The organism is Candidatus Methylomirabilota bacterium (genome assembly GCA_035709005.1).
Taxonomy (GTDB): Bacteria; Methylomirabilota; Methylomirabilia; order Rokubacteriales; family CSP1-6; genus 40CM-4-69-5.
Window position 1 is genome coordinate 1 of sequence record DASTFB010000001.1, and the last position, 25396, is coordinate 25396.

Consider the following 25396-nt stretch of genomic DNA (forward strand, 5'->3'; position numbering starts at 1 on the left):
GTCCTTCACGACCGCGAGCACGGCCCCGGGGCCCGCCATCGGGGGGGCATGGGGGGCCATCTCGGGGCCCCCCGTGTCCGCCAACGTAATATCGAGGGGCGCCCCGGCTTGGCCGGGGCGCGCCGAGCGCGGGGGGGTATGGGGGGCCATCTCGGGGCCCCCCATCTCAAACGACCGCGGACATCCCGCCGTCGAAGTTGATCGCCGTGCCGGTGATGTAGCCGGCGCGCTCGGAGGCGAGGAAGGCGACCAGATCGGCGAACTCTTCGGCCTCGCCCACGCGCCCGATCGGCACCCGCTTGGCCACCTCCCGGTAGTACGCGTCGAGGTCGTTCTTGGCCCGCCGCTCCCACTGGGCGCTCTTGACCAGGCCCAGGCAGATCGTGTTGACGAGGATCCGATCGGCGGCGTGCTCGCTGGCCAGGGACTTCGTGAGATTGATGCCGGCCGCGCGGGTCACCGAGGTGGGCAGCGCCCGCGGCGCCGGCGCCTTGCCACCGACGGTGGTGACGTTGATGATGCGGCCCCCACCCCGCTGCTTCATGAGGGGGATGACCAGGCGGCAGAAGCGGATCGCGCCCATCACCTTGAGGTCGAAATCGCGCTGCCAGGTCGTGTCGTCGACGGCGGCGAAGGCGGCGGCGGACGACGTGCCCGCGTTGTTGACCAGGACGTCGATGCCGTCGAAGCGCGCGACCACCGCGTTGACGAAGGCCTCGATGTCGGCGGCCTGAGTCACGTCCGCCGGCTGGGCCAGCACCTCGGCCCCGGTGGCCTTGCGGATGCCGTCGGCGGCGCGCTCCAGCACGTCCTTGCGGCGCGCGCAGATGGCCACGCGCGCCCCCTCGCGGGCGAAGCGCTCGGCACTGGCGCGCCCGAGACCTTCACTGCCACCCGTGACGATGACCACCTTGCCGGCGAGCCCGAGCTCGAGCATGTCGTCTCCTCCCCGTGGGAGCCGCATCATACAATAGGCTGGAGACCCGAGCATGACGTTCACCAAGGAGCTCTGGCCGGCGATCGATGGCATCTACGCGGCCATCCTGGGGCACCCGTTCATCCGCGGGCTCACCGACGGCACGCTGCCGCGCGAGAGCTTCCGCTTCTACGCCGTCCAGGACGCCCTCTATCTGAGGGAGTTCGCCCGGGCCCTGTCGCTGGCGGCCGCCCGGGCCCCGGAGGACGACTGGATCATCATGTTCAACGAGCACGCCGCCGGCGCGTTGAAGGTCGAGCGGGCGCTGCACGAGTCGTTCTTCCAGGACTTCGGTCTCACGCCGGCTCAGGTAGCGGCGACGCCGCTGGCGCCGACCAACCTGGCCTACACCAGCTATCTGCTGGCCGTCGCCCACGGCGCGCCGTACCACGAGGCGGTGGCGGCGCTGCTGCCCTGCTACTGGATCTACTGGGAAGTGGGCAAGCACCTCGAGCAGACGGGCTCCAGGGATCCCCTCTACGCCCGCTGGATCGCCACGTACGCCTCCGAGGACTTCGGCGGCGTGGTCCGTGCCGTCCTGGAGGCCACGGACCGGATCGCGGCGGGCCTGGGCGGGGCCGAGCGGCAGGCCATGGCGCGCCACTTCGTGACCACGAGCCGCTACGAGTGGATGTTCTGGGAGATGGGCTACCGCCGCGAGGCGTGGCCGCTGTGAAGGCGCTGCTCTTCGACCTGGACGACACGCTGCTCGACTACTCGAGCTGTCAGGACGCCTGCTGGGAAGAGAGCTGCGCGGCCGTGGCCGCGCCCGTGGGCGTCGACGCGTCCGCCCTCGTCGCCGCTATCGCCGATGTCCGGCGGTGGTTCTGGAATGATCCAGCGCGCCACCGGGCCCAGCGCACCGACATGGTCGGGGCGTGGGCCAGGATCGCCGAGCTGGGTCTGGCCCGGCTGGGTGCCGCCGGCGACGGCCTGGCCCGGCGCATCGCCGAAGATTTCGCGGCGCGGCGGTGTGCCGCCGAACGCCTGTTCCCCGACGCCCTGGCCACCCTGGAGGCGCTGCGCGCGCGAGGCGTGCCGCTGGGACTGGTCACCAACGGCGATGCGCGACTGCAGCGCGGCAAGATCGCCCGCCACGCCCTGGCCCCGTACTTCGGGGTCATGGTCATCGAGGGGGAGTTCGGCGCCGGCAAGCCGGATGCGGCCGTGTTCCGCCACGCGCTCACCGGCCTCGGTGTCGCTCCCGCCGGGACCTGGATGGTGGGGGACCACCTGGTCTGGGACGTGGACGGCGCCCAGCGGGTGGGCCTGCGCGCCGCATGGATCGATCGGCCCCGCGTCGGCCTGCCGGCCGACCAGGCCGTGCAGCCCGAACGCATCATTCACGGTCTGGACGAGCTCCTCGACCTCGCCGGCTGAACGTCGCGGCCGCGGCCCAAGATGGCGGGCCCTGCGCTCCGCACGCACCCATCTGTGGCCGCGTGCGCAATAAAAGCTTCGCCAAAGCGCGGGCCGTCTGTTGCTATAGGAGCGTACGCAAGGAGGAGCTCTCATGCGACGAGTCGCGATCCTGATCGCCGGTCTGGCGGTGGTCGTCTCGGGCTGCGCGACAGCCAAATCCCGGCCGCCGCGGGCCGCCGCGCCGGCGGAGGTGGACGTCACCGGCCGGTGGATCGGGACCTGGTACGGTCACGGCATCGTTGGGATCCCGCGCGAGCAGGACGCGTTCGCCGACTTCGTACAGCGAGGGTCCGGGGGGCGCGGGGTCCTCACCCTGGACGGGGCTCCGGCCGCGGAGGGGGTGCCAGCCGCCTCGCGAATGGCCGGCCTCTCCGGATCCCGCGTGTTCCTCGAGGTGGCCGGCTCGGACCTCGTGCTCGTTCACGAGCTCGGGCCCCGGCATCTGAAAGCGCGGTTCCGGGTGGACGGGGACCGGATGGTCGGTCACATCAGCGACGCCCAGCCGCCCGTGCGCATCGTGCTGGAACGGCAGAAGCCGGAGCCGCCCAAGCCGGCGGCCGCCCCGACGCGCCCGGAGCCTCAGGTCGCCGCCCCACCGCCGCCACCGCCGTCGGCTGTCGAGCCCGCGCCCACGCCGCCCCCGCCGGCCGTGGCCATGACGCCGGCTCCGGGGAGCGAGGCGGCCGAGGCGAAGCCCGAGGGCGCTCCGCGTCCGGCCCCGGACGAATTCGCGGAGGCCCCGCAGCTCAAGGCGGTGCACTTCGACTTCGACAAGTCCGCCATTCGCCCGGAGGACGTCGCCGTCCTGGACGAGAGCGCCGAGTGGCTCAAGGGCAACGAGGTCCTGGTGCTCATCGAGGGCCACGCCGACGAGCGGGGTACCAACGAGTACAACCTCGCGCTCGGCGAGCGGCGCGCCAAGGCCGTGCGTGAGCACCTGGTGAACAAGGGTGTCGCGGCCGAGCGCATCAACACGGTGAGCTACGGCGAGGAGCGGCCGGCCTGCACCGACAAGAACGAAACCTGCTGGAAGCAAAACCGCCGCGCCCGCACCCTCATCAAAGGGCAGTAGCCACGCTTCGAGCGCGGGCTTTGCCCGCGCGCTCGTCTTTCCTGGGGGAGGTCTCGGAGGGGGCCGTCTTAGGCCCCCTCCGATTGGCTTAGCGCGGAATCGCGACGGGAGCGGCGAAGTAGATGAGCCCGGCCTTCGCCGTGAGCCCCAGCACGTACAGGACGTCCGGCAGCCACACCGCGCGCATCGTGTACGCCGCCGTCGCCGAGCCGGCCAGCACGACGGGCACCGCCAACCAGAGCGGCAGACGCAACAGGCGGAACATCGGCTCGACCAGCAGCAGGAAGATCATCATGACGAAGATCACGCCGAGCAGGACGATTCCCAGGAAGATCGGCGTGAGCAGGAAAAACGACACGAGGACGAGCAAGGCATCGGTTCGCCCGGTGATAGGGTCGGCGAACGCGTTCGCCGTCTCCGGCCGGTTGGCCAGCGAGATCAACCACGCCTGCACCGGGCTCGACCAGCCCAGGTACCAGGCGATCCAACCGACGCCGACCACCACAGCCAGCCAGTGGATCCAGCGCTTCGGCATCGCCTCTCATTCTAAGGGGTATGATAGCCACTCCATCCACGCTCATTTGGGAGGCGCACCGTGGCCGAGGACTTGTTGGAAATCGTCAAGGACGGTGTGGCAGTGCTCACCCTCAACCGACCGGACCGGCTCAACGCCCTGTCCCCCCGCATGCTGGATGGGCTGCTGAGCGCTCTGCCCCGGCTGGCCGACGATCCCGCGGTCGGGGCCGTGGTGCTGACGGGCGCGGGCCGGGCGTTCTGCGCGGGCGGGGACGTCAAGGCCATGGCCGAGGCCCGGGAGGCGGAAGGGGTGACGCTGGAGGAACGGGCCCACGCGCTGCGGAAGAGAATGGAGGTCTCGCGCTGGCTCCACGAGCTGCCCACGCCGACGATCGCGATGGTGCGGGGCGCGGCGGCCGGCGCCGGGCTCTCCCTGGCCCTGGCGTGCGACCTGCGCATCGCCGCCGACAGCGCTCGCTTCGGCACCGCCTTCGCCCGTGTGGGCTACCCGGGCGACTTCGGCGGCTCGTTCTTCCTGACCGCGCTCGTGGGCACCGCCAAGGCCCGCGAGCTCTACTTCACCGCCGACCTGGTCGACGCCGCCGAGGCCCACCGACTGGGCCTGGTCAACCGCGTCGTCCCCGACGCCCGGCTGGAGGACGAGACGATGGCGCTGGCCACCCGGCTCGCTCGCGGGCCCCGGATCGCGTACCGCTACGTGAAGCGCAACTTGAACGCGGCCGAGCACGCCACCCTCGCCGAGGTCCTCGACCTGGAAGCGTGGCATCAGAGCCGCTGCGGGCTCACGGAGGACCACCGGGAGGCGGCGCGCGCGTTCGTGGAGAAGCGGGAGCCCGTGTTCCGCGGCCGGTGAGGCCGCGTTCCGGGCTCCCGCCCCGAGCGATCGTTACTGGGCCAGCCAGACCTTCATGAAGGTGTTGTTGTCGTAGACGGTGGGTGCCCACTTGTGGCCGCGGACCTTCTTGTCCCGGAAGTGGAACCCCTCGACCCAGGCCACCGGCACCGCCGACACCGGGGCGTTCAGGATGTGGCGCTGCAGCTCATGGTAGAGACGGGCGCGCTTGGCGCGGTCGCTTTCCTTGAGCGCGCGCTCGGCCAGCTCGTCGACCTTCGGATCGGACCACTTGCCCCAGTTGCTGCCGGCCGGCGTCGTGTAGATGAGCGAGAACATGTCGGCCGGGTCGGAGGTCACCATCGCGCGATCCTGGATGGCGATGAATGTGAAGTCGCCTTTGCCGTAGACGGCGAAGCCGGCAGCGCTCTCGTAGGTCTTGATCGTGCCGCGGATGCCGACCTTCCTCAGCTGCGACATGATGAGCTGGGCGCGGTCGACGTAGCCGCCCACCGAGCGGACGGCCGCCTCGATGTCCAACCCGTTCGGGTAGTGCTTGGCGACCAGCCGCTTGGCCTCGGCGAGGTCCTGGTCTTTCGGCTGCCGGCAGCCGGGCATCTTGTTGACTTCGGCCAGCGGCAGGGCGAAGTCGGTGAACAGCTTGGGGTCCAGGAGGGCGCAGGCGACGCCGGCGCCCTCGAAGGCCTTGCCGACGAGGTCCTGGCGGTCGATGGCCAGGTTGACGGCCCGGCGGAGGTCGGGATTGTCGAAGGGCGGCTTCTTGGTGTGCATGTAGATCAACGCGATCGTGGCGATCGAGTTCTGGCTGACGTCGACCGCATCCCCGCGGGCCCGCTTCAGCTCATCGGCCTCGGTCTTTCTCAGCGGCGGCCAGGTGTCCCAGAGATGGATGCGTCCCGCCTTGGCGGCCGCGATCTGGGTGGGGCCGCCGACCAGGATGAACTGCTTCACCCCGTCCAGGTAGGGCAGGCCCTTGACGAAGTAGTCCTTGTTCTTCTCCCACTCGATGATGCTGCCCCGCTCGTAGCGCTTGAACTTGAAGGGGCCCGTCCCGATCTGCGCCTCGGGGCGCGAGAGATCGTTGCCGAACTTCTCCAGCACGTGCTTGGCGACGATCCGGCACCAGGCCGAGCCGACATACTCGACGAACGGCGCGGCCGGGAATTTCAAATTCACCTGGAAGGTGTGCGGGTTCACGGCCTCCACGCTGGCCACCACGGGCTTGAGCATGGAGCCGCAGCGGGGACTCTTGAAGTTGGGGTTCAACACGCGGTCGAGGCTGGCCTTCACGTCGGCGGAGGTGAAGGGCTGCCCGTCGTGCCACTTGACGCCCTTGCGCAGCTCGAAGGTGTAGACCTTGCCGTCCGGCGAGACCGTCCACCGCTCGGCCAGGTCGCCGACGATCTTCGTGGGGTCGTCGGGGTCGTGGTGGAGCAGGCCCGAGTAGATGCCGGCGAGGGCCTGCTGGACGGACAGAGGTGACTCGGCGTGGATGTCGAGCCGGCCGGGATCGCCGTAGACGTACCAGTTGAGGATGCCGCCGTACCGCGGCTTGTCCTGGGCGGCGGCGCCGGAGGCGCCGGCGCCGAGCACGAGGAGCGCGAGGATGACCACGAGGACCTTCGACCGGTGCATGGGGTGTCCCTCCTGTTCCGCGAAGTGGGTCAGCCGAGGCCGCCCCGGAGCCGGGGATCGGTCATGTCACGGATGGCGTCGCCGAGCAGGTTCAGCCCGAACACGGTCAGGCTGATGGCCACGCCCGGGAAGAAGATCATCCAGGGGGCCGTCTCCAGGGCCTGCACGCCGGCGGTGAGCATGCCGCCCCACGACGGCTCGTCGGGCGGCGCGCCCAGGCCGAGAAAGCTCAGGGAGGCCTCCACCACGATGGCGTAGGCGATGTTCACGGTGGCCAGCACGATATAGGTGGCGAAGGTGTTCGGCAAGACGTGGCGGAAGATGACCCGCCACTGCGAGCCGCCGGCCGCGCGGGCCGCCTCCACGAAGGGCGTCTCCTTGAGGCCGAGCGTTACCGAGCGCAGCGTGCGCGCGGCGGTGGGGCCGAGCAGGATCGCCAGGGCCACGATCACGTTGTCGACGGACTGGCCGAGCGCGGCCATGAGCGACAGTGCCAGGATGATGGGTGGCAAGGCCATCACGCTGTCGACGATGCGCTGACTCAGCGAATCCGCCAGGCCGCCGAAGTAGCCGGTGATGACCCCCCACAGACCGCCGAGGGTGACGCCCAGGCCCACGGACAGCAGCCCCACGTAGAGAGAGAGCCGGGCGCCCCAGATGACCCGGCTCAACATGTCCCGGCCCAGGTGGTCCGTCCCCATCGGGAACTCGGCGCTGGGCGGCAGGTAGGGGGCGAACGCGGCATCTTTGGCGCCGTGGGGGGCGAGCTGAGGGGCGAAGACCGCGGTGGCGATGAGCAGCAGGATGATCACCGCGCCGATGGCCCCCAGGGGCTGGCGGGCGACGAACCACCGCAGCCCGCCGAGCGCGCGGGCCGCCGGTTGACGCCAGCCCTGGACGGCCGCCACGTCGGGCACGCGGACGGCGAGCCGACCGCCGGCCAGGTCAGGCGTACCGGATCCGGGGATCGAGCCAGGCATAGAGAAGGTCCACCACCAGGTTCACGGTGAGGAACACGAGGGCCATGACCAGCACGATGGCCTGGACGGTCGGGTAGTCCCGGTAGCTGACGGCCTGGACCAGCGCCGTACCCATGCCCGGGACCGCGAAGATGATCTCCATGATCACGATGCCGCCGAGGAGCCGCCCGCCCCACCAGCCGATGAAGGTGATCACCGGCAGGAGCGAGTTGCTCAGCGCGTGGCGGTAGACCACGGCCCGCTCGGCCAGGCCCTTGGCCCGGGCCGTCCGTACGTAGTCCTGGCGGACGACCTCGAGCATCTGCGACCGGGTCAGCCGCATGATGGGCGCGCTGATGTAGTAGGCCTGGGCCAGCGTCGGCCACACGAGCTGCTTGAGATTCTCGGCGGGGTCGTCCAGGAAGGACACGAACTCCAGCGGGGGCATCCAGCCGAAGGTGCGTACCAGCGCGTAGAGGATGAGGACACCGGTGAAGAAGATGGGCAGGCTGAGCCCGCTGATGCTCACCACGCGCACCGCGTGGTCGAGCCAGGTGTTCTGACGCACCGCCGAGACGACGCCCAGCGGGACCGCCCACAGGACGGCGACCACGATGGTGAGAAAGGCGAGCTCCATGGAGCGGGGGAAGCGCTCCCAGAGGATCTCCGTGACCGGTCGCCGCTGCGTGTAGGAGTAGCCGAAATCCCAGCGCAGGGCCCCGCCCAGCCAGCTCAGGTACTGCAGGGCCACCGGCTGATCGAGGCCCAGCTCGGCCCGGATCTGCTGGATCTGCTTTTCCTGCACCGCGCTCGACTCGCTGCCGGTCTGATAGACGAGGATCTCGGCGATGTCGCCGGGCACCACGCGCAGGAGCACGAAGATCAGCAGCGAGGCGCCCAGCAACGAGGGGGCGAAGAACAAGAGGCGCCGGAGGACGTACTTGTGCATCGCCGGTGGGCCGTATAATAACCCGCTACCGATGACCTCGGAAGCCTCCGCCATGTCCGGGCCATGAGCGACGCCGACGATCGGGCGCGGGCGACGGAGCTGTGGCAGGAGGCCTACCGGCGGCAGATGCAGGGTGACCTCGAGGCCGCCATCGAGCTCTACCGGCGGTCGATCGCCGCGCATCCCACCGCCGAAGCCCACACGTTCCTCGGCTGGACGCTGAGCTTTCAGGGGCGCCTGGAGGAAGCCACCCGGGAATGCCTCAAGGCCATCGAGGTCGATCCGGACTTCGGCAACCCCTACAACGACATCGGCGTGTATTTGATGCAGCAGGACAAGCTCGACGAGGCCATCCCCTGGCTGGAGAAGGCCAAGCGGGCTCCCCGCTACGAGCCGCGGCAGTTCCCCTACATGAACCTCGGCCGCATCTTCATGCGCAAGGGGCGCTGGGCCGATGCGGTTCGCGAGCTCGAGGGCGCCGTGCAGATGGCCCCTGCCGATGCCGAGACGCGCAAGGCCCTGCACGCCCTGCTGGGCCGGCTCAACGGACACGCCTCGCCCCCGGCCGCGCTGCGCTGAAGATCGCCGTCGTCGTCCCGCTGCTCGTCGGCGGGTTCCTCCTCGCCAGCCTGCTCGCCTTCTGGCTGGCGGTGCGGCCGCCCCGACTCACCATCGACCTGCGCCCGGCCGATGTCGGCCTGGCCGTAGAGGACGTGTCGATCCGCGCGGCCGACGGGGTGCGCCTCTCAGCCTGGCTCGCGGCGCGTCCCGGGCGGCCGGCCGTGGTGCTCCTGCACGGCTATCCGGCCGACAAGCGAGATCTGCTGCCGCTGGCCGCCGTGTTCCACCGGCACTTCACCGTGCTCCTGGTCGATCTACGCTCCTTCGGCCAGAGTGAGGGCCGGGTCACCACGCTCGGGCATCGTGAGCGCGACGACCTGAAGCGGGCCCTCGACGTGCTCCAGCAGCGCGGGCTCGGCCCCGTGGGAGTGTTCGGCTTCTCACTCGGCGGGGCGGTGGCGCTGCTGACCGCCGCCGAAGACCAGCGCATCCGCGCGGTCGCGGCCTATGCCCCGTTTGCCGACTTGCGGGATCTGGGCCGCGATCTCTACCGCGGCCTGTGGCTCCTGCGCGAGCCGCTGGTGGGCCTCATGCGCCTGTGGTCCCGGCTGCTCCTGGGCGCCGACATCACGCGCCCGTCCCCGGAACAGGCGGCCCGGCGACTGAGCGTGCCCGTGATGCTCGTCCACAGCCGGGCGGACGAGCAGATTCCCTTTCACCACGCCGAGCGCCTGGTCCGGGCGCTCGCCGACAACTCCCAGGCCCGGTTCGTCTTCAGCGACGACGGCTATCACGGCGCGCTGGGCTCGGGCCTGCAAGAGCGTCTCGCCCAGTTCTTCCTGGGCTCCTTGCACTAGACGATCCCGGCTGTTTGCGGGTGGTCAATTCTTGACGCTTCCCCTGTCACGGTGACACCTGCACCAGGTCGACGGCGCCAGGTCGCCACCGCAACTCGCCGATTCTCCGGGTGTTTGTCTTCGCGGCGGCGGCGGTGCGTGTGGCACAACGGTTGCGTGGGCAACGCGCGGCGGACAGCGCGCACAACCGGGGCTGGTCTCGCACGTGGTCGGAGGTGGCATGACGCCGGAATTCAGGTCGCTGAAGATCGAGGACATCAAGGAGCTGCAGGAGCTGGTCGTCGATTCGGTCGCCTCCATCGAGCCGGGGCTGCGGCTGCTCGACAAGCAGGCCACCCTGGGGGGCAGCACCATCGACCTCGTCACGGTCGATGCCGAGGAGGTCCTGACCCTGATCGTCGTGGGCTTCGAAGCCGACGACGAGATGATGCTGAGGGCGCTGGAGGCCTATTCCTGGTGCCTGGAGTCCCCCGAGGAGCTCAGCCAGCTCTACCCCGACGAGCACTGGTCCACGCAGTCGCCGCGGGTCGTCTTCATCACCGAGCGCATCCCGCTGGCCTTTCTGCGCAAGATCCGCCACCTCCGCTTCCACCGTGTCGACTGTCTCGAGTTTCGCTTCGGCCTGCAGTTCTCCCACGTGGGGGAGCTGCGGGAGGCCGAGGCGGTGGTCGAGCCACCACCGCCACCGCCGCCCCCGGCCGTCGCCCCGGTCGCGCCGCCGCCGGTCGTCGCCCAACCCGTCGCGCCTGCCCCCGCGGCGCCCGCTCCGGCTGCCGGCCGGTCGCAAGCGCGCGCCGAGGCGCCGTCGCGGGCTGCTCATCGGCCGCGCGCCGAGGCGTCACGCCGGGAGGAGCCGGCGCCCCCGCCCCCGCCGCCGCTGCCGGCGGTGCCCATCGAGGAGTCGCGGGGCGCGGCCTCGCGTGCCAGCGTGGTGAGCGAGGAGATGGTGCGCACGGTACGCGAGTACCTGCAGCGCGAGTTCCCCACCGCCGTCATCTACGACTTCTACGCCCACGACCGGGGCGTGCAGATGTTCCACCTGCAAGACAGTCATGGGGCGGTGATCCACTCCGCCATCGTCACCGAGGAGGTGCTCGGCGAGGGCGGTGAGGCCCAGCTGCAAAACCTGCTCGAGAAGCACAAGCTGGCCCGGGTGCTCCGGCAGGCCGGCTCGGCCGCGGTCTCGGTGGCGAAGACCGGGCTGAAGATCGAGCGACGGTGAGCGTCGGACGGGGGATCGGGCGGGTGTGGCTGACGGCGGCGGGGCTGCTGGTGGCTACGGCCACGGCCGCGCTGGCCGGGTCGCCCACCGAGCAGGTGCGGCAGTACACCGACCACGTGCAGCGCATCCTCCACGACACCTCGCTGCCGCAAGCGGACAAGCGCGCCGCCGTCAGCAAGATCGCGCACGAGGTGTTCGACCTGACCGAGACGGCCAGGCGGGCGCTGGGCCGTCACTGGCAGGGCCGAACGCCGGCCCAGCAGGCGGAGTTCGTCCAGCTCTTCGCCGACCTGTTGGAGCGGACGTACGTGGCCAAGGTCGACTACTACGGCGGCGAGCAGGTGCACTTCACGGCAGAGACGGTCGACGGGGACTACGCGGTCGTCCGCGGCAAGGTCGTCACCCGGCAGCGCACGGAGATTCCCGTCGAGGCCCGCCTGCACCAGCGCGATGGCCGCTGGCTCATTTACGACGTCATCATCGAGAGTGTCAGCCTGGTGGGGAACTATCGCTCGCAATTCGACCGGATCATCCGGTCGGGCTCGTACGAGGAGCTGGTACGGCGGTTGAAAACCCGGCGTGACGAATTCGTGCCCGTCAAGGAGCGTCGGCCGACCCGCTCCTGAGCTTGCAGCCCCCGGCCCTCCTCCTTATAATCGGCGCGACGACCGGGCGCCGATCCACCCAGAAATTCCTTAGCCAGGCGAGGTCAGCCCATGCCGACAGCCAAGACGACCACGCGACGCGACGAACCCATCGAGGCCCTGCTCAAGGAGGGCCGTAAGTTTCCGCCGCCGAAGGAGTTCGCCAACCGCGCCGTCGTGTCGAGTCCGGCCATCTACAAGGAGGGCAGGGCCAATCCCGTCCGCTTCTGGGAAAAGCAGGCCCGCCAGCTGCGCTGGATGAAGCCGTGGAAGAAGGCGCTGGACTGGAAGCTGCCCTACGCCAAGTGGTTCGTCGGCGGCAGGCTCAACGTCTCCGACAATTGCCTGGACCGCCACGTGGAGGGGCCGCGGCGCAACAAGGCCGCCCTCATCTGGGAAGGGGAGCCCGGCGACAGTCGCGTGCTCACGTACTGGGACCTCTACCGCGAGGTCAACCAGTTCGCCGCCGCCCTCAAGCGGCACGGCGTCAAGAAGGGCGACGCCGTCACCATCTACATGCCGATGATCCCCGAGCTGCCCATCGCCATGCTGGCCTGCGCCCGGATCGGCGCCCCCCACAGCGTGGTGTTCGGCGGCTTCTCGCCGGAATCGCTCCGCGACCGGATCAACGACTGCAAGTCCAAGATCATCATCACCACCGACGGCGGCTACCGGCGCGGCGGCAAGGTGCCGCTCAAGAAGAACACCGACGACGCGCTCAAGGAATGCCCGTTCGTGACGACGGTCGTCGTGTACAAGCGGACCGGGCAGGAGATCGACTGGCAGCGCGACCGGGACGTCTGGTGGGACGACTTCGTCAAGGGCGCCGACGCCTACGTCAAGCCGGAGCCCATGGACGCCGAGGACATGCTGTACCTGCTCTACACCTCGGGCTCGACGGGCAGGCCCAAGGGCATCGTGCACACCACCGGCGGGTATCTCACGGGGATCACCGCCACCCACCGGATGATCTTCGACATCAAGGAGGAGGACGTCTTCTGGTGCACCGCCGACATCGGCTGGGTCACCGGTCACTCCTACATCGTGTACGGCCCGCTCGCCAACGGGACGACCGGGGTGATGTACGAGGGCACCCCGGATTACCCGGACAAGGACCGGTTCTGGCGGATCGTCGAGAAATACGGCATCACCATCCTGTACACGGCCCCGACGGCCATTCGCACCTTCGTCCGCTGGGGCGAGGAGTATCCCAAGCGCTGCAATCTGTCCTCCCTGCGCCTGCTGGGGACGGTGGGGGAGCCGATCAACCCCGAGGCCTGGGTGTGGTACTGGAAGGTGATCGGGGGCGGCCGCTGCCCCATCGTGGACACCTGGTGGCAGACGGAGACGGGTCAGATCCTGATCTCGCCGCTGCCGGGCATCACGATCTGCAAGCCGGGCTCGGCTACTCTCCCGTTCCCGGGCATCGACGCGGACGTGGTGAACGACAAGGGCGAGTCGGTGGACGCCGGCTACCTGGTCCTCAAGAAGCCGTGGCCGGCCATGTTGCGGGGCATCTACGGCGACCCCGAGCGGTACCACAAGCAGTACTGGAGCCAGATCCCTGGCATGTACTTCACCGGCGACGGGGCCAAGCGCGACAAGGACGGCTATTTCTGGCTCCTCGGCCGCATCGACGATGTCATGAACATCTCCGGCCACCGCGTGTCCACCATGGAGGTGGAATCCGCGCTCGTCGACCATCCATCGGTGGCCGAGGCGGCGGTGATCGGGCGGACCCACGAGATCAAGGGGCAGGCCATCGCCGCCTTCGTCACGATCAAGGTGGGGCGGACGGCGACGGAGGGTCTCAAGGCGGAGATCAAGGAGCACGTGGCCAAGAAGATCGGCGCGCTGGCCCGGCCCGACGACGTGATTTACGCCGCCGAGCTGCCCAAGACGCGCAGCGGCAAGATCATGCGCCGGCTGCTCCGCGACGTGGCCGAGGGGCGGGCCCTGGGCGACACGACCACCCTGGCCGACGCCAACGTGGTGGCCGAGCTCAAGCACAAGTACGAGGACAAAGAAGGCTAGCTCGGGGCAGGGCTGGACCGGCCGCTTGACGGCCCGTTCTCATTTCGATATTGTTCGAACTATGAATCTGAGTGTCCCGCCCCGGAGCCCCGCGGGCCGGCTGCCGCTGGCCCGACTGCAGGCCCGCGAGCAGCACGTCGAGGCCTTCAAGGCCCTGGCCCACCTGAGCCGGCTGCAGATCTTCTTCTTCCTGGTCCGGGCCGGCCGCGAGGTGGCGGCCGGGGAGATCCAGGCCGAGCTGGAGATCCCCGGGCCGACGCTCTCGCACCATCTCGACCTGCTCCGCCGCGCCGGCCTCGTCGTGAGCCGGCGGCAGGAGCGCTTCGTCTACTACTCGGTACGCTCGGAGACGGTGAGCGAGCTGGTGCGCCTGCTCACCGCTTGTTGCTAATCCCAGGAGGCTGACATGGCTGAAGACATCCGGGCCACGGTGAAAGACAAGTATGGTAAGGCCGCGCTCCGCGTGAGCCAGAGCGCGGAGGGTTGTTGCAGCAGCGTCGGGTCGGCCTGCGATCCCATCACCGCCGATCTCTACCAGGCCGACGAGACCGCCGGGCTGCCTGCGGAAGCCGTGCAGGCCTCCCTGGGCTGTGGCAATCCGACCGCGCTGGCCCACCTGGCGGCCGGCGAAACCGTGCTCGACCTGGGCTCGGGCGGTGGCATCGACGTGCTGCTGTCCGCCCGGCGGGTGGGCTCGACGGGCAAAGCCTACGGCCTCGACATGACCGACGAGATGCTCGCTTTGGCCCGGGACAACGCCGCCCGGGCCGGCGTCGACAACGTGGAGTTCCTCAAGGGTCACATCGAGGAGATCCCGCTGCCCGACGGCGCCGTCGACGTGGTCATCTCCAACTGCGTGATCAACCTCTCACCCGACAAGGACCGCGTCCTGGCCGAGGCGTTCCGGGTCCTCAAGCCGGGCGGGCGCTTCGCCGTGTCCGACGTGGTGGTGCGCGGCCCGGTGCCCGAGGAGATCCGCCGCAGCGTGGAGCTGTGGATCGGGTGCATCGCCGGCGCCCTGGACGAGGGCGAGTATCGCGCCAAGCTGGCCCGCGCGGGCTTCGTGGACGTCGACGTGGAGCCCACCCGGATCTACCGCGCGTCGGACGCGGGCGAGGCCTTGGCGGCGGCCGGCCTCGACGCCGATGCGATCGCGCCGCTGGTGGACGGCCGCTTCATGAGCGCCTTCGTCCGCGCCCGCAAGCCCGCGACCGCTGGAGACGCGGTGCCCATCACGCCCCGGATACACGTGCACATGCACGTGTCGGACCTGGCCAAGAGTCGGGCATTCTACGAGCGCTTCTTCGGGACCGCCCCGGTCAAGGTCAAGCCGGGCTACGTCAAGTTCCTGCCCCCCTGGGGGCCGCTCAACCTGGCCATGTCCCAGGGAGCGCGCGCCGAGGGCGGGCACGTCGACCACATGGGTGTGCAGCTCGGCTCCCGCGACGCCGTCGTCCGCGAGCTGGCGCGCGTCAAGGCCGCCGGGCTGCCGGTGCGCGAGGAGCACGGCGTCGATTGCTGCCACGCCAACCAGGACAAGTTCTGGGTGGAGGACCCCGACGGCGTGCAGTGGGAGGTCTACGTCCTCAATCACGACCTGGAGGACGAATCCCCCGCCGTCGGCTGCCGGCCGCAGGGGCTCAGGGTGGTGCCGTCGGGCTCGTGCTGCGGCCCCGCGACGCCGTGAGCCTGAGCCCCGGACAGGCGGGCGCGGCCACGGCGACGATCCCCGTCGAGATCATCAGCTGGGTCACCAGGTTCTCCGGCGGCGACGGGACGGGCCGGCAGGAGTTCCTGGAGCCGCTCACGGCCGGCGCCACGGTGCGGTCCGTGCTCGAGACGCTCTCGGCGCGCTTCCCCGAGCTGCGGGCCGCGCTCTGGCACGGCGACGCCATCGGCGAGCACATCGAGGTCCTCGTGAACGACGCCGTGCTGGGGGTCACGCATACGCTCGATTCGGCGGTCCACCCCGGCGATCGCATCACGCTGCTCGGCCAGTACATGGGGGGCTGAGCCGGCGCGATGGCCACTTATCAGATCATCGCCTGGCGCGGCATCCCCGCCAGCGTGGAATCGCGGGACGGCGTGGAGAGCGTGACCCGCCAGCTCTCGGAGCGCTTCCACATGCTGATCGACTCGGCGGCGATGCAGCTGGGGCTGGACGAGTCCGAGGCCTACATCGAGCAGTGGGCGCGCAGCGCACCCGTGGAGCGACCGGGCAACGCCGCCGAGGTTGCCGACGGCGTCGTGGCCGAGCTGGAGCAGCGGTTTCCGGAGTTCATCGGCCAGGCCTTCCGGCGGCCCTGAGCGTTGGACGCCTGGCTGGCGATTCTTTGCGCCTCGCGCGCGTTCAACATGCTCGTCTTCCAGACCTACGCCGCCGCGCTGCCGGTGGTGTGGACGGCGTGGGGGATGAGCGCGGTGCAGGCCGGCTCGATCTCGACGGGCTTTCAAGCCGGCTACGCGGTCTCGCTGCTCGGCTTCTCCGCGCTGGCCGACCGGATCGGGGCCCGGCGCGTGTTCCTCTGGTCGGGCGTGTTGAGCGCGGTGGCGGCGCTGGGGTTCGCCTTGTTCGCGCGCTCGTACGCCTCGGGACTCCTCCTCTACACGCTGGTGGGGCTGTCCCAGGGCGGCACCTACACGACGGCCATCATGCTGATCGCCGACCGCTACCCGCCGGCAAGACGGGGGGGCGCCGTCGGCTGGCTGCTGGCCTTCTCGTCGCTCGGCTATGCCATGTCGCTGCTCGTGTCCGGTCTGGCGTTGCGCCTGGGCGGGTATCCCCTCGCATTCGTCCTGACCGGGGTCGGGCCCGCCATCGGCATCGCCATGGCGTGGGTGCCCCTGCGCGTCACTCCCGACCGAGTCCACGCCCGCGCCGCCGGGCGCCGTTTCGGCGGTGAGGTGCTCCGCAATCGGTCCGCCATGCGGTTGATTCTGGGGTACACGTTCCATTCCTGGGAGCTCCTCGGCATGTGGGCGTGGACGCCGGCGTTCGTGGCCGCGGCGATGGGCGCCGCCGGGGCCACCGTGCTGCGCGCCGCTGAGCTCGGGGCCTTCATGTCGGCGGCCTTCCACCTGACCGGCCTCGTGGCGTCGTTCTCCATGGGCCGCCTGTCCGACCGGCTGGGCCGCCGGGTCGTGCTGGTCGCCATGGCCGCCACCGCGACGGCGTGCTCCTTCACGTTCGGGTGGCTCATCGGCTGGCCGCTGGCGCTGATCTTCGCCGTGGGTGCCGTCTACGCGTTCACCGCGCTCGGGGACTCCCCGGTGCTGTCCACCGCGGTGACCGAGGCGGTGAGCCCGGCCTACCTCGGCTCCGCGCTGGCGCTGCGATCGCTGCTGGGCTTCGGGGCGGGGGCCATCGCGCCGCTGGCCTTCGGCGCCGTCCTCAAGGCGACGAACCCGGCGACAACGACGCCGATGCTCTGGGGCTGGGCCTTCGCCAGCCTGGGGCTCGGCGGGCTGGTGGCCACCATCTGCGCGTGGGGGCTGCCGCGCGAGCGCGGCGTTCTGGCGCGCGAGGTCACTTCATACAGTCGGGAAGCGCGATCGTGATCGCGCATCGAAGTCGTCCCGCGGCGCATCGTGGATCTCCTCCGCAGGGCGGTGATGCGGCAGGCTACCGCGGCGGCCGCCGCGCGGCAACTGGGGTGGCGGACCGAGCGTGATAGACTGGCTCCGCCGTGAGCCAGGCCATCTCAGCCAAGCTGATCGAGGACACGGCCCGCGAGCTGATGGCCCGCGCGGCGATCGACATTCCGCCCGACTACCGGGACGGCGTCCGCCAGGCCCGCGATCGCGAGACGGGCAAGCTCGCCCGGTTCGTGCTCACCGAGATGCTGGCCAACTGGGAGCTGGCCACGGCCGAGCGCCGGCCGATGTGCGCCGACACGGGGCTGCCCCGCTACTACGTCCGCGTGGGCAACGAGGCCGTGATCGAGGGCGGCATGGTGGCCCTGGAGCGGGTCCTGCGCCGGGCGACCGCCGAGGCGACCGCCACCATCCCGCTACGTCCCAACCGCGTGCATCCGCTCACCCGTGCCGACCACAACAACAACGTGGGCGTGCATGCGCCCGAGATCACCTACGCCTTCGAGCCAGGCTGGGACTTTGTCGACCTGACCACGGTGCACAAGGGCGGGCTCTTCGGGACGGACTACCGGATGCTCTTTCCTGCCGATGGCCTGGGTGGCATCAAGCGCTTCTTCCTCGACACGCTCGTGCAGTTCGGGCGGCGGGGCCTGGCCTGCCAGCCGGCCATCGTGGGCGTGGGCATCGGCGGGGCCAAGGACACGTGCATGCGGCTGGGCAAGGAAGCGGCGTGCCTGCGGGCGGTGGGCAGTCGCAATCCCGAGCCCGAGATCGCCGCGCTGGAAGACGAGCTCACCCGGCTGGGCAACTGGGTCGGGATCGGGGCCATGGGCTTCGCCGGCACCTCGCTGGTCGTGGCCACGCACGTCGAGGTCGCGTACACCCACACGGGCGGCATGCCGATCGCCATTCACGCCTTCTGCCTGTCGTCGCGCCGGGCCACCGCGCGCATCCACGGCGATGGCCGCGTCGAGTTCCGGACCGACCCGCAGTGGTTCACCGACTTCTACCGCCGCACCACGATCGACTGGCCATGACACAGCCACCCCGCACCTCGAACAGCCCACCCTCGGATCTCACCGAGCCCGCGGCCCCCGCGACAATAAACAATGTCGCCATGGACGAGGTGCGGTTGTCCACCCCGGTGGCCGACGCCGATCTCGACCGTCTCAAGCTCGGCGACGTCGTCTTTCTGGACGGGTTCGTCTACACGGCGCGCGAGGGCGTCTACCGGAAGGTCGTGGACGAGGGACGGGGGCTGCCGGACGGCGTCCGCCAGCTCACCAACGTGAACTTCCACTGCTCGCCGGCCGCGACGCGACGGCCGGACGGCCGCTATTCCGTGGAGGCGGTCACGGCCACCGCCTCCTTCCGCTTCGGCCGCTCGATGCCCCGGTGGTTCGAGCAGTCGGGAGCCAAGGTCATCGTCGGCAAGGCCGGGCTCAGCGAGCTGGCCTACCGCGAGTGGTTCGTGCCGCACGGGGCGGTCTACCTCACCACCGTCGGGTACGGGCTGGGGGCGGCCTACGGCAAGTGCATCAAGGGCGTGCGCGAGGTGCACTGGCTGCGGGAGCTCGGCATCGCCCAGGCCCTGTGGGTGCTGGAGGTCGAACGGTTGGGACCCTTCCTGGTGGAAGGCGATCGGGCCGGCCGGAGCCTCTTCGCGCTCGCCAACCAGGAGATCAATCATCGTCTGCACGAGGTGTACCGGGGGCTGCCGCGGTACTCGATGAGCCGCTTCGGCGAGGCCACCCCCGAGCAGGAGATCGTCTGAACGGGAGGACAACGCCATGACACACGCGAGTGTCGCCCGCTTGAAGCCCGTCGAGGAGCCAGGACTGATCCTCCAGGTGTTCTATGCCATCGGTCGCAAGCTGTTCGGCCAGGTTCCGACGCCGGAAAAGATCATGGCTCACCGGCCCGCGCTGTTGCTCGGCATCGGCGGCTTCTACGGCGCGATCGAGTGGTTCGGCACCCTCGACGGGCGCCTGCGCGCGCTGCTCCAGCTGCACGTCGCCCGTCTCTCTCGGACGCCGTACTGAATGGACATCCGCCACGCCGTGGGCGTGGAGGCGGGGGTCCCCGAGGCGACGCTGGCCGCGCTCGATGACTACCCGACGAGCCCGCTCTTCACGGAGCGGGAACGGGCCGCCCTCGAGCTCTGCGAACGGATGACCCGCGACGACCTGGAGGTCTCCGACGCCTGCTTCGCCCGGCTCCGCGAGCACTTCTCGGAGCCGGAGGTGCTGGACGTGGTTGCCGCGGTGGGCTATCAGATCTTCGCCAGCAAGCTCGCCAAGGCCCTCGCGCTCGCGCCGCAGGGCTTCACGGCTGCGGCGCAGAAGGTCGTGTAACGGCCCCGGCGCAGAGTTCACACGGCTGTGACAACCCGGTGGCCGCGCCGGGGCACTGTGGGCCCACGATGCCCTCGCGCCGGTGGATCGGTCTCGCGCTGCTGCTGGGGATCGGGCTGGGTGGAATCGCGCCCGTCGGCGCCGACACTCTGACGCTCGGGAGTCCCGCGCCCGACATCGCCGGCGGGCCGTGGATCAACAGCGCGCCGCTCACCCTGGCCGGCCTGCGTGGCCGGGTGGTGCTCGTCGAGTTCTGGACGTACGGCTGAATCAACTGCAAGCGGGTGGTCCCGCAGTTGCGGGGCTGGCACGATCGATACCGCGCGGGCGGGTTCACCATCGTGGGCGTGCACTCCCCGGAATTTTTCTGGGAGCGCCGGTATGAGCGCGTGCTCGCGGCCAGCCGCGAGCTCTCGATCCTCTATCCGGTCGTGCAGGACAACGACCACGCCCTCTGGCGGCGCTGGGGCGTGTGGGCGTGGCCGACGACCTTTCTGGTCGACCGCCGCGGGATCGTTCGCTACCGGCACATCGGGGAGGGGGCGGTCGAGGAGACCGAAGCCATGATCCGCCGGCTGCTGGCCGAGCCGGGCTGAGGTGGCGGCGCCCCTTCCGCGCTCGGCCCTGCTCGCGCTGGCGGCCGTCGTCGTTCCCGCCGCGATCGTCGCCGGGCTGGGCTATCTCTCGCTTCGCCAGTGGCAGACCTCGGCCGAGCTCCTGTTCCGCGAGCAGGCCCGGGACATGGCCTCCATGGCCGTCGACAAGATCGAGATGGTCGTCCGGCAGGCCGATGACGAGATTCTCTCCCGTGTGGAGCACGCGCTGGGAGCCCCCGACCGCCGCCAGGCGCTCGATCGGCTCCGGGCCGAGACCCCGCTGCTCCAGAGCCTCGTGCTCCTCGACCGCGCCGGCCGCGCGCTCTACCCCTCGGGGCCCGGCGAGGACGAGGCGCTGGCGCGCGCGGTGCCGGCGGCGGTCGTTCAGGGGCTGTGGGAGCGCGGCGGCCGCCGGCACTTCGTGACCGACGAGCAGCCGGGGCTCGCCGCGATCCTCCGCGGCCCCGCGGGCGCGCCAGTGCTGGCCGCCTTCACCCGACGCCCGGATGCGTTGCATGCTGTCTTCGACAGCACCATCAAGCCGCTGGAGGCGCTGACGATCTGCGCCATCGTGGACGAGCGAGGCCGGACGATCTACAGCAAGGAGCCGCTCGAGCACGCCGAGCTCATCGCCGCCGTCCCCTTCCGCGAGGGCTTCCCTCGCTGGCGCATCGCCCTCTACCAGCCCGAGGGGCCCTCGCCCCGCCAGGCCGTGCAGCGCCAGGTGGCCATCTTCACCGCGGCTTTCGGCGTCCTGTTCCTGGTCGTGGTGGCCGGCCTGGTGGCCACCTACCGGCTGGTGCGGCGGGAGACGGAGATGGCGCGCCTCAAGGCCGACTTCGTGGCCAACGTCTCTCACGATCTCAAGACGCCGCTCTCGGTGATCCGGATGTTCGGCGAGACCCTGGAAATGGGCCGCCTGCCCGACGAGGCGGCGCGCCAGGAGTACTACCATGTGATCACCCGAGAGACCGAGCGGCTCACGCGCCTGATCGACAACGTCCTGGACTTCTCGCGGATCGAGAGCGGCCGGCGCACCTATGTGCCCGTGCCCACCGCCGTGGAGCCCCTCGTGCGGGAGAGCGTGGAGGGCTTCAGCGTGCCCCTGGCCCAGCAGGGGTTCAAGGTCGAAGTGCAGGTGGCGCCGGACCTCCCCGAGGTGCCTCTGGACGCCGACGCCGTCGCGCAGGCGCTGGCCAATCTGGTCGACAATGCCATCAAGTACTCGGCGGAGCGGAAATCGCTACGCGTCGAGGCCCGGGCGGCTGAGGGACATCTGGTGCTGGAGGTGGCCGACGAGGGGATCGGCATCCCGCGCGAGGAGCAGTCGCGGATCTTCGACAAGTTCTACCGGGTGGGCCGCAGCGAGACGCAGGGCCGGCGCGGCAGCGGCGTGGGGCTGGCCCTGGTCCGGCACGTCGCCGAAGCCCATGGCGGGCGCGTGACGGTGGAAAGCCGCCCCGGCGAGGGTAGCCGGTTCACCCTGTGGTTCCCGCTCGCCTGACGCGGTGAGGCCACGGCCGGCGAATCTCTGTTCCGGGTCCATGCGTCTAAGAGCGTGATGAATACCAAGGCCGTCTCTGTCCTGGCTGACTCGATCCTGTACCTCCTGTCCCTGCTGCGGGCGCGGTCGCGCAAGATCGACCGCTACATCGACTACTTCGGCGAGCGTCGAGCCGCCGGCCCGCCCGGCCGTCACGACTGGGTGCGGTCCCGCGTCTCGCCCGGACGGTCGGCCTCACCGGCGGCGTGATCGGCACCCGGCCCTCAGGGACGGCTGCCCATTCGCCGGCCGCGGACGATACCGCCGGCCGGCCGCCGGCTGACCGCCACACCGCCGGCGTACAATAGGAGCGGTGCCGACGCCGCTACCCGCCCAGCCTGGCCACCACGCCGGGCCCGTCCCGGACGCCGAGCGCTACCGCGCGCTGCTCGAGATCAACAACGCGATCATCTCCAACCTGACCCGGGACGCGCTCTTCAACGCCGTCGCTCAGGCGCTCCGGGACGTCGTGCCGTTCGACCGCACCGCGATCTTCCTCCACGATCCCCGGCGGAACGTCCTGCGGTTGTTCGTTCTCGAATCGTCCCTGTCCTCGAGCTACTTCGTGGTGGGCCTGGAGATGGGCGCCGGAGAAACCCACGTGGGCCGAGCCTTTCAGGAGCAGCGGCCGCTGCTCCGGCGCGACCTCGAGAAGGAACGCCAGTACGCGATGGAGGAGCACGCGCTGGCCGACGGCGTGCGCTCCTACGTCATCGTCCCCCTCGTGGCGCGGGGGCGCAGCCTGGGCGTCCTGGCCGTGGCCAGCACGCGGCTCAACCAGTACTCCGAGGCCGACGTGGAGTTCCTTCAGGAAGTCGCCAATCAGATCGCCCTGGCCGTCGCCAACATGAAAGCCTACGAGGACATCGCCGAGCTCAGTCACGCCATGCAGCAGGAAGTGGCCCGACGGACCCAGGCCGAAGAGGTGCTCCGGGCGATCGTCGAAGGGACGGCGCCGGTGACGGGAAGCGATTTCTTCTACTCTCTCGTACGTCACCTCGCGCTTGCCCTGGGCGTCCGCTACGCATTCATCACCGAGTGCCGGGAGGACCAGCAAAGCCGGGTGCGGACGCTGGCCTTCTGGAAGGGAGACGGCTTCGGCGAGAACTTCGAGTATGACGTCGCCATGACGCCCTGTCTGAGCGTCGTCGAGGGGACCGCGCGCTACTACTGCGCGGAGCTGCAACGCCTGTTTCCCGACGACACGATCCTGGTCGAGCTGGAGGCCGAGAGCTTCCTGGGCATTCCCATGACGGCGGCGTCGGGTCAGGTGATCGGCCACCTGGCCGTCATGGACGACAAACCGATGGACGATCCGCCCGGCGGCCTGTCGGTGCTGAAGGTCTTCGCTTCCCGGGCCGCCGCCGAGCTCGAGCGCGTCAAGGCGGAGCGGTCACTCAAGACCGCCCTGGCCGAGGTGGAGACGCTGAGGAATCGGCTCCACGCCGAGAATGTCTATCTTCAAGAAGAGATCCGGGGGGAGCACAATTTCGTCGAGATGGTCGGGTCGAGCCCGGCCCTGCTCGGGGTCCTCCGCAAGATCGAGCAGGTGGCCCGCACCGACTCCACGGTGCTGATCTCCGGGGAGACAGGCACTGGCAAAGAGCTCGTGGCCCGGGCCGTCCACGATCGCAGTGCCCGTCGCCACCGCCCCCTCGTCAAGGTCGATTGCAGCGCCATCTCGGCTGGGCTGTTGGAGAGCGAGCTGTTCGGCCACGCCAAGGGAGCGTTCACCGGCGCCATCGAGCGGCGGGTCGGTCGCTTCGAGGTGGCCGACGGTGGGACGATCTTCCTCGACGAGATCGGGGAGCTGCCGCCGGAGGCGCAGGTCAAGCTGCTCCGCGTGCTGCAGGAGCAGGAGTTCGAGCCGGTGGGCAGTAACCGGACGGTGCGCGTCGAGGTTCGGGTCATCGCGGCCACCAACCGTAACCTGGACGAGGCCGTCCGGGCCGGACGCTTCCGGGCCGACCTCTTCTACCGGCTCAACGTCTTCCCCATCGAGCTACCGCCGCTCCGCGATCGCCGGTCTGACATCCCTCAGCTCGTGACGTTCTTCCTCGGCCGGTTCTCGGCGCGGTTCGGCAAGCGCGTCGAGACGGCGTCCGGCGACACCATGGAGCGCCTGCTCCGGTATTCGTGGCCGGGCAACATCCGCGAGCTCCAGAATGTCGTCGAGCGCGCGGTTATCCTGGCCCCGGGCCAAGTCCTCGAGCTCGACCCCGACCTGGCGCCGGTGTCCTCGCGGACGGCGGAGTCGCCGCCGGTCCGCTGGCCGAGCCCGGACCCGGCGACGGCGGGCCCCCTGCCGTCGCTGGAGGAGGTGGAGCGCGAGCACATCCTCGCGGCGCTGAGCAAGACGGGCGGGGTCATCGAGGGCTCGAAGGGGGCCGCGCAGATCCTCAAGCTCCACCCGAATACGCTGAGGAGCCGCATGAAGAAGCTCGGACTCAAGCGTTCACGCCACGACCAGTCGTAGTCAGCCCCGCTCCCTCGTAGATCCCCGCCACGTTCCGTCGTGGGAACAGTCCGGCGCCCAGCCGTAGCGCGCCACGATTGTCCTGAAATCCCAAGCGGTTCCTCGTCTCCGCCCGAGCGGATTCTGGCCCGGCACGTCCCTTGCCCCGGGACCTGGCCGATGCTGAGGATCGCGCGGACCGAGAAGCCGGGAGCGGGTTGCGTTCTTCGTCTCGAAGGCCGTGTCATCGGCCCCTGGGTGGAAGAGCTCCGCCGCTCCTGCGAGGAGGCCCTGGCCACGTCGACCTCCGTGGCCCTGGATCTCTCGGGAGTGTCGTTCGTCGACCGCCCTGGGGTCCCGCTGCTCCGGTGTCTCCGCGACCGTGGCGTGGCGCTGGTGAACTGCTCCGGGTTCGTGTCGGCGCTGCTGAAGGGCTAGGCCGTGACGTTCGAGGCCAAGGACGGGAGGTGGCCGTGACTGAAATCCACGCTGAGGGGAGCCTGGTGCAGCGCCTCCAGGCTGGCGACGCCGAGGCGCTGGAGATGCTCATGGAACGCTACTCGGCCCGGGTCTATCGCCTGGCCTACTCCATCACCCGCAACGCCGGCGACGCCGAGGAGGTGGTCCAGGACGTCTTCCTGAGCGTGTTCCGCAAGGTGCGGGGGTTCGAAGGACGTGCCGCCGTGGCCACCTGGCTCTACCGGGTCACCGCCAACGCGGCGCTCAACAAGCGGCGCGGCAAGCGCCTGGAGGTGGAGAACTCGCTCGACCAGTGGCTGCCCACCTACAGGGCCGACGGCCATCGGGAGGGGAACCGTCCGTTCCTCGTGGTCGACTGGTCCCAGGACCCGGAGCGCGCGCTCCTCGAGGGTGAGACCCGCGCCGAGCTCGAGCGGGCCCTCGACGCCCTGCCTCCGCGTTATCGCGCCGTGCTGGTGCTGCGGGACGTCGAAGGCCTCTCCTCGGAGGAGACGGCCGCGGTCCTTGCCGAATCGGTGTCCGCGGTCAAGTCGTGCCTGCACCGCGCCCGCATGGTCCTGCGTGAGCGCCTGACGCGCCGTCTAGCCCCTGAGCTGGAGAGTCAGTGGGCCGGAAGCTGAAGCGCGTGACCGTCGGGGTCTTCGAGCGCGGGC

30 protein-coding genes and 1 pseudogene are annotated in these 25396 nt (G+C 70.1%); 26 read left to right on the forward strand and 5 right to left on the reverse strand.

Going from position 1 to position 25396, the window contains the following annotated elements; all coding sequences use genetic code 11:
• Positions 1-166 precede the first annotated feature (166 nt).
• Positions 167-937 (reverse strand): SDR family oxidoreductase, encoded by a 771-nt coding sequence (locus tag VFR64_00005; GenBank protein ID HET9488123.1) that lies wholly within the window; start codon positions 935-937, stop codon positions 167-169.
• A 52-nt stretch (positions 938-989) separates the two neighbouring features.
• Between VFR64_00005 and tenA the strand changes: the two genes are divergently transcribed.
• The 3 genes from tenA (at position 990) to pal (ending at position 3470) form a co-directional block, all read left to right on the forward strand.
• Complete coding sequence (gene tenA / locus VFR64_00010; GenBank protein HET9488124.1) at positions 990-1652, forward strand: thiaminase II; 663 nt, start codon at positions 990-992, stop codon at positions 1650-1652.
• The gene (locus tag VFR64_00015; protein HET9488125.1) at positions 1649-2356 is read left to right on the forward strand and encodes an HAD family hydrolase; all 708 of its coding nucleotides are present in this window, start codon (positions 1649-1651) and stop codon (positions 2354-2356) included. The genes tenA and VFR64_00015 overlap by 4 nt, the downstream gene beginning before the upstream one ends.
• Before the next feature lie 133 nt (positions 2357-2489).
• Positions 2490-3470: a peptidoglycan-associated lipoprotein Pal gene (pal, locus tag VFR64_00020; GenBank protein HET9488126.1), complete on the forward strand. Its 981-nt coding sequence runs from the start codon at positions 2490-2492 to the stop codon at positions 3468-3470.
• 88 nt (positions 3471-3558) lie between these two features.
• On the opposite strand, the gene VFR64_00025 is transcribed toward pal, so the two are convergent.
• On the reverse strand, positions 3559-4005 hold the full coding sequence (locus VFR64_00025) for a hypothetical protein (GenBank protein HET9488127.1): 447 nt from the start codon (positions 4003-4005) through the stop codon (positions 3559-3561).
• Between the two features lie 60 nt (positions 4006-4065).
• Here VFR64_00025 and VFR64_00030 point away from each other — a divergent pair, with 60 nt between their 5' ends.
• Positions 4066-4860, forward strand: coding sequence for an enoyl-CoA hydratase (locus VFR64_00030; GenBank protein HET9488128.1), 795 nt, complete (start codon positions 4066-4068; stop codon positions 4858-4860).
• A gap of 33 nt (positions 4861-4893) precedes the next feature.
• On the opposite strand, the gene VFR64_00035 is transcribed toward VFR64_00030, so the two are convergent.
• The 3 genes from VFR64_00035 to VFR64_00045 are packed head-to-tail and all read right to left on the reverse strand — an operon-like array spanning position 4894 to position 8403.
• Positions 4894-6495 carry an ABC transporter substrate-binding protein gene (locus tag VFR64_00035; protein ID HET9488129.1) on the reverse strand — a complete coding sequence of 534 codons (1602 nt, stop codon included), beginning with the start codon at positions 6493-6495 and terminating at the stop codon, positions 4894-4896.
• Between the two features lie 29 nt (positions 6496-6524).
• Positions 6525-7475 carry an ABC transporter permease gene (locus tag VFR64_00040; protein ID HET9488130.1) on the reverse strand — a complete coding sequence of 317 codons (951 nt, stop codon included), beginning with the start codon at positions 7473-7475 and terminating at the stop codon, positions 6525-6527.
• On the reverse strand, positions 7441-8403 hold the full coding sequence (locus VFR64_00045) for an ABC transporter permease (protein HET9488131.1): 963 nt from the start codon (positions 8401-8403) through the stop codon (positions 7441-7443). The genes VFR64_00040 and VFR64_00045 overlap by 35 nt, the downstream gene beginning before the upstream one ends.
• Positions 8404-8466: 63 nt before the next feature.
• On the opposite strand from VFR64_00045, the gene VFR64_00050 reads away from it, so the two are divergent.
• The 22 genes and pseudogenes from VFR64_00050 to VFR64_00155 all read left to right on the forward strand — a co-directional run bounded on the left by VFR64_00050 (position 8467) and on the right by VFR64_00155 (position 25363).
• On the forward strand, positions 8467-8982 hold the full coding sequence (locus VFR64_00050; protein HET9488132.1) for a tetratricopeptide repeat protein: 516 nt from the start codon (positions 8467-8469) through the stop codon (positions 8980-8982).
• Between the two features lie 71 nt (positions 8983-9053).
• Positions 9054-9821 carry an alpha/beta fold hydrolase gene (locus VFR64_00055; protein HET9488133.1) on the forward strand — a complete coding sequence of 256 codons (768 nt, stop codon included), beginning with the start codon at positions 9054-9056 and terminating at the stop codon, positions 9819-9821.
• Between the two features lie 220 nt (positions 9822-10041).
• Positions 10042-11043: a hypothetical protein gene (locus VFR64_00060; GenBank protein HET9488134.1), complete on the forward strand. Its 1002-nt coding sequence runs from the start codon at positions 10042-10044 to the stop codon at positions 11041-11043.
• Positions 11040-11669 (forward strand): ABC transporter substrate-binding protein, encoded by a 630-nt coding sequence (locus tag VFR64_00065; GenBank protein ID HET9488135.1) that lies wholly within the window; start codon positions 11040-11042, stop codon positions 11667-11669. The genes VFR64_00060 and VFR64_00065 overlap by 4 nt, the downstream gene beginning before the upstream one ends.
• Before the next feature lie 90 nt (positions 11670-11759).
• Positions 11760-13721: an acetate--CoA ligase gene (gene acs, locus VFR64_00070; GenBank protein HET9488136.1), complete on the forward strand. Its 1962-nt coding sequence runs from the start codon at positions 11760-11762 to the stop codon at positions 13719-13721.
• A gap of 61 nt (positions 13722-13782) precedes the next feature.
• Positions 13783-14112, forward strand: a complete 330-nt coding sequence (locus VFR64_00075) for a metalloregulator ArsR/SmtB family transcription factor (protein ID HET9488137.1) — start codon at positions 13783-13785, stop codon at positions 14110-14112.
• Between the two features lie 15 nt (positions 14113-14127).
• Positions 14128-14937 (forward strand): annotated as a pseudogene (locus tag VFR64_00080) (arsenite methyltransferase).
• A gap of 33 nt (positions 14938-14970) precedes the next feature.
• A complete protein-coding gene (locus VFR64_00085) occupies positions 14971-15408 on the forward strand; it encodes an ArsI/CadI family heavy metal resistance metalloenzyme (protein HET9488138.1) in 438 nt (145 codons plus the stop codon).
• Positions 15384-15734, forward strand: a complete 351-nt coding sequence (locus tag VFR64_00090) for a MoaD/ThiS family protein (protein ID HET9488139.1) — start codon at positions 15384-15386, stop codon at positions 15732-15734. Before VFR64_00085 ends, VFR64_00090 begins: the two co-directional genes overlap by 25 nt.
• A gap of 9 nt (positions 15735-15743) precedes the next feature.
• The gene (locus VFR64_00095; protein ID HET9488140.1) at positions 15744-16028 is read left to right on the forward strand and encodes a virulence factor; all 285 of its coding nucleotides are present in this window, start codon (positions 15744-15746) and stop codon (positions 16026-16028) included.
• Between the two features lie 3 nt (positions 16029-16031).
• Complete coding sequence (locus VFR64_00100; GenBank protein ID HET9488141.1) at positions 16032-17279, forward strand: MFS transporter; 1248 nt, start codon at positions 16032-16034, stop codon at positions 17277-17279.
• A 128-nt stretch (positions 17280-17407) separates the two neighbouring features.
• Positions 17408-18352, forward strand: a complete 945-nt coding sequence (locus VFR64_00105; protein ID HET9488142.1) for a fumarate hydratase — start codon at positions 17408-17410, stop codon at positions 18350-18352.
• A gap of 80 nt (positions 18353-18432) precedes the next feature.
• Positions 18433-19089: a fumarate hydratase C-terminal domain-containing protein gene (locus tag VFR64_00110; protein ID HET9488143.1), complete on the forward strand. Its 657-nt coding sequence runs from the start codon at positions 18433-18435 to the stop codon at positions 19087-19089.
• Positions 19090-19105: 16 nt separating this feature from the next.
• The gene (locus tag VFR64_00115) at positions 19106-19357 is read left to right on the forward strand and encodes a hypothetical protein (GenBank protein HET9488144.1); all 252 of its coding nucleotides are present in this window, start codon (positions 19106-19108) and stop codon (positions 19355-19357) included.
• Positions 19358-19669, forward strand: coding sequence for a hypothetical protein (locus tag VFR64_00120; protein HET9488145.1), 312 nt, complete (start codon positions 19358-19360; stop codon positions 19667-19669). It begins immediately after the preceding gene.
• Between the two features lie 68 nt (positions 19670-19737).
• Entirely contained in the window at positions 19738-19938 is a 201-nt protein-coding gene (locus VFR64_00125) for a hypothetical protein (protein ID HET9488146.1), read from the forward strand.
• Positions 19939-19953: 15 nt separating this feature from the next.
• On the forward strand, positions 19954-20265 hold the full coding sequence (locus VFR64_00130) for a redoxin domain-containing protein (GenBank protein ID HET9488147.1): 312 nt from the start codon (positions 19954-19956) through the stop codon (positions 20263-20265).
• 1 nt (position 20266) lies between these two features.
• Positions 20267-21769, forward strand: a complete 1503-nt coding sequence (locus VFR64_00135; GenBank protein ID HET9488148.1) for a HAMP domain-containing sensor histidine kinase — start codon at positions 20267-20269, stop codon at positions 21767-21769.
• Positions 21770-21826: 57 nt separating this feature from the next.
• Positions 21827-22018: a hypothetical protein gene (locus tag VFR64_00140; GenBank protein HET9488149.1), complete on the forward strand. Its 192-nt coding sequence runs from the start codon at positions 21827-21829 to the stop codon at positions 22016-22018.
• A gap of 103 nt (positions 22019-22121) precedes the next feature.
• Complete coding sequence (locus VFR64_00145; protein ID HET9488150.1) at positions 22122-24284, forward strand: sigma 54-interacting transcriptional regulator; 2163 nt, start codon at positions 22122-22124, stop codon at positions 24282-24284.
• Between the two features lie 159 nt (positions 24285-24443).
• Positions 24444-24701: an STAS domain-containing protein gene (locus tag VFR64_00150; GenBank protein ID HET9488151.1), complete on the forward strand. Its 258-nt coding sequence runs from the start codon at positions 24444-24446 to the stop codon at positions 24699-24701.
• Between the two features lie 35 nt (positions 24702-24736).
• A complete protein-coding gene (locus VFR64_00155) occupies positions 24737-25363 on the forward strand; it encodes a sigma-70 family RNA polymerase sigma factor (GenBank protein HET9488152.1) in 627 nt (208 codons plus the stop codon).
• The last annotated feature ends 33 nt before the right edge of the window (positions 25364-25396 follow it).

Excerpts from the sequence above, each read along its gene's own strand:
- VFR64_00040 (HET9488130.1), bottom strand. The coding sequence starts at position 7,475 with ATGCCTGGCTCGATCCCCGGATCCGGTACGCCTGACCTGGCCGGCGGT.
- VFR64_00150 (HET9488151.1), top strand. The coding sequence starts at position 24,444 with ATGCTGAGGATCGCGCGGACCGAGAAGCCGGGAGCGGGTTGCGTTCTT.
- VFR64_00120 (HET9488145.1), top strand. The coding sequence starts at position 19,358 with ATGGACATCCGCCACGCCGTGGGCGTGGAGGCGGGGGTCCCCGAGGCG.
- VFR64_00060 (HET9488134.1), top strand. The coding sequence starts at position 10,042 with ATGACGCCGGAATTCAGGTCGCTGAAGATCGAGGACATCAAGGAGCTG.
- VFR64_00050 (HET9488132.1), top strand. The coding sequence starts at position 8,467 with ATGAGCGACGCCGACGATCGGGCGCGGGCGACGGAGCTGTGGCAGGAG.
- VFR64_00005 (HET9488123.1), bottom strand. The coding sequence starts at position 937 with ATGCTCGAGCTCGGGCTCGCCGGCAAGGTGGTCATCGTCACGGGTGGC.
- VFR64_00025 (HET9488127.1), bottom strand. The coding sequence starts at position 4,005 with ATGCCGAAGCGCTGGATCCACTGGCTGGCTGTGGTGGTCGGCGTCGGT.
- acs (HET9488136.1), top strand. The coding sequence starts at position 11,760 with ATGCCGACAGCCAAGACGACCACGCGACGCGACGAACCCATCGAGGCC.
- VFR64_00095 (HET9488140.1), top strand. The coding sequence starts at position 15,744 with ATGGCCACTTATCAGATCATCGCCTGGCGCGGCATCCCCGCCAGCGTG.
- VFR64_00045 (HET9488131.1), bottom strand. The coding sequence starts at position 8,403 with ATGCACAAGTACGTCCTCCGGCGCCTCTTGTTCTTCGCCCCCTCGTTG.
- VFR64_00115 (HET9488144.1), top strand. The coding sequence starts at position 19,106 with ATGACACACGCGAGTGTCGCCCGCTTGAAGCCCGTCGAGGAGCCAGGA.
- VFR64_00125 (HET9488146.1), top strand. The coding sequence starts at position 19,738 with ATGCCCTCGCGCCGGTGGATCGGTCTCGCGCTGCTGCTGGGGATCGGG.
- tenA (HET9488124.1), top strand. The coding sequence starts at position 990 with ATGACGTTCACCAAGGAGCTCTGGCCGGCGATCGATGGCATCTACGCG.
- VFR64_00075 (HET9488137.1), top strand. The coding sequence starts at position 13,783 with ATGAATCTGAGTGTCCCGCCCCGGAGCCCCGCGGGCCGGCTGCCGCTG.
- pal (HET9488126.1), top strand. The coding sequence starts at position 2,490 with ATGCGACGAGTCGCGATCCTGATCGCCGGTCTGGCGGTGGTCGTCTCG.
- VFR64_00110 (HET9488143.1), top strand. The coding sequence starts at position 18,433 with ATGGACGAGGTGCGGTTGTCCACCCCGGTGGCCGACGCCGATCTCGAC.
- VFR64_00140 (HET9488149.1), top strand. The coding sequence starts at position 21,827 with ATGAATACCAAGGCCGTCTCTGTCCTGGCTGACTCGATCCTGTACCTC.
- VFR64_00035 (HET9488129.1), bottom strand. The coding sequence starts at position 6,495 with ATGCACCGGTCGAAGGTCCTCGTGGTCATCCTCGCGCTCCTCGTGCTC.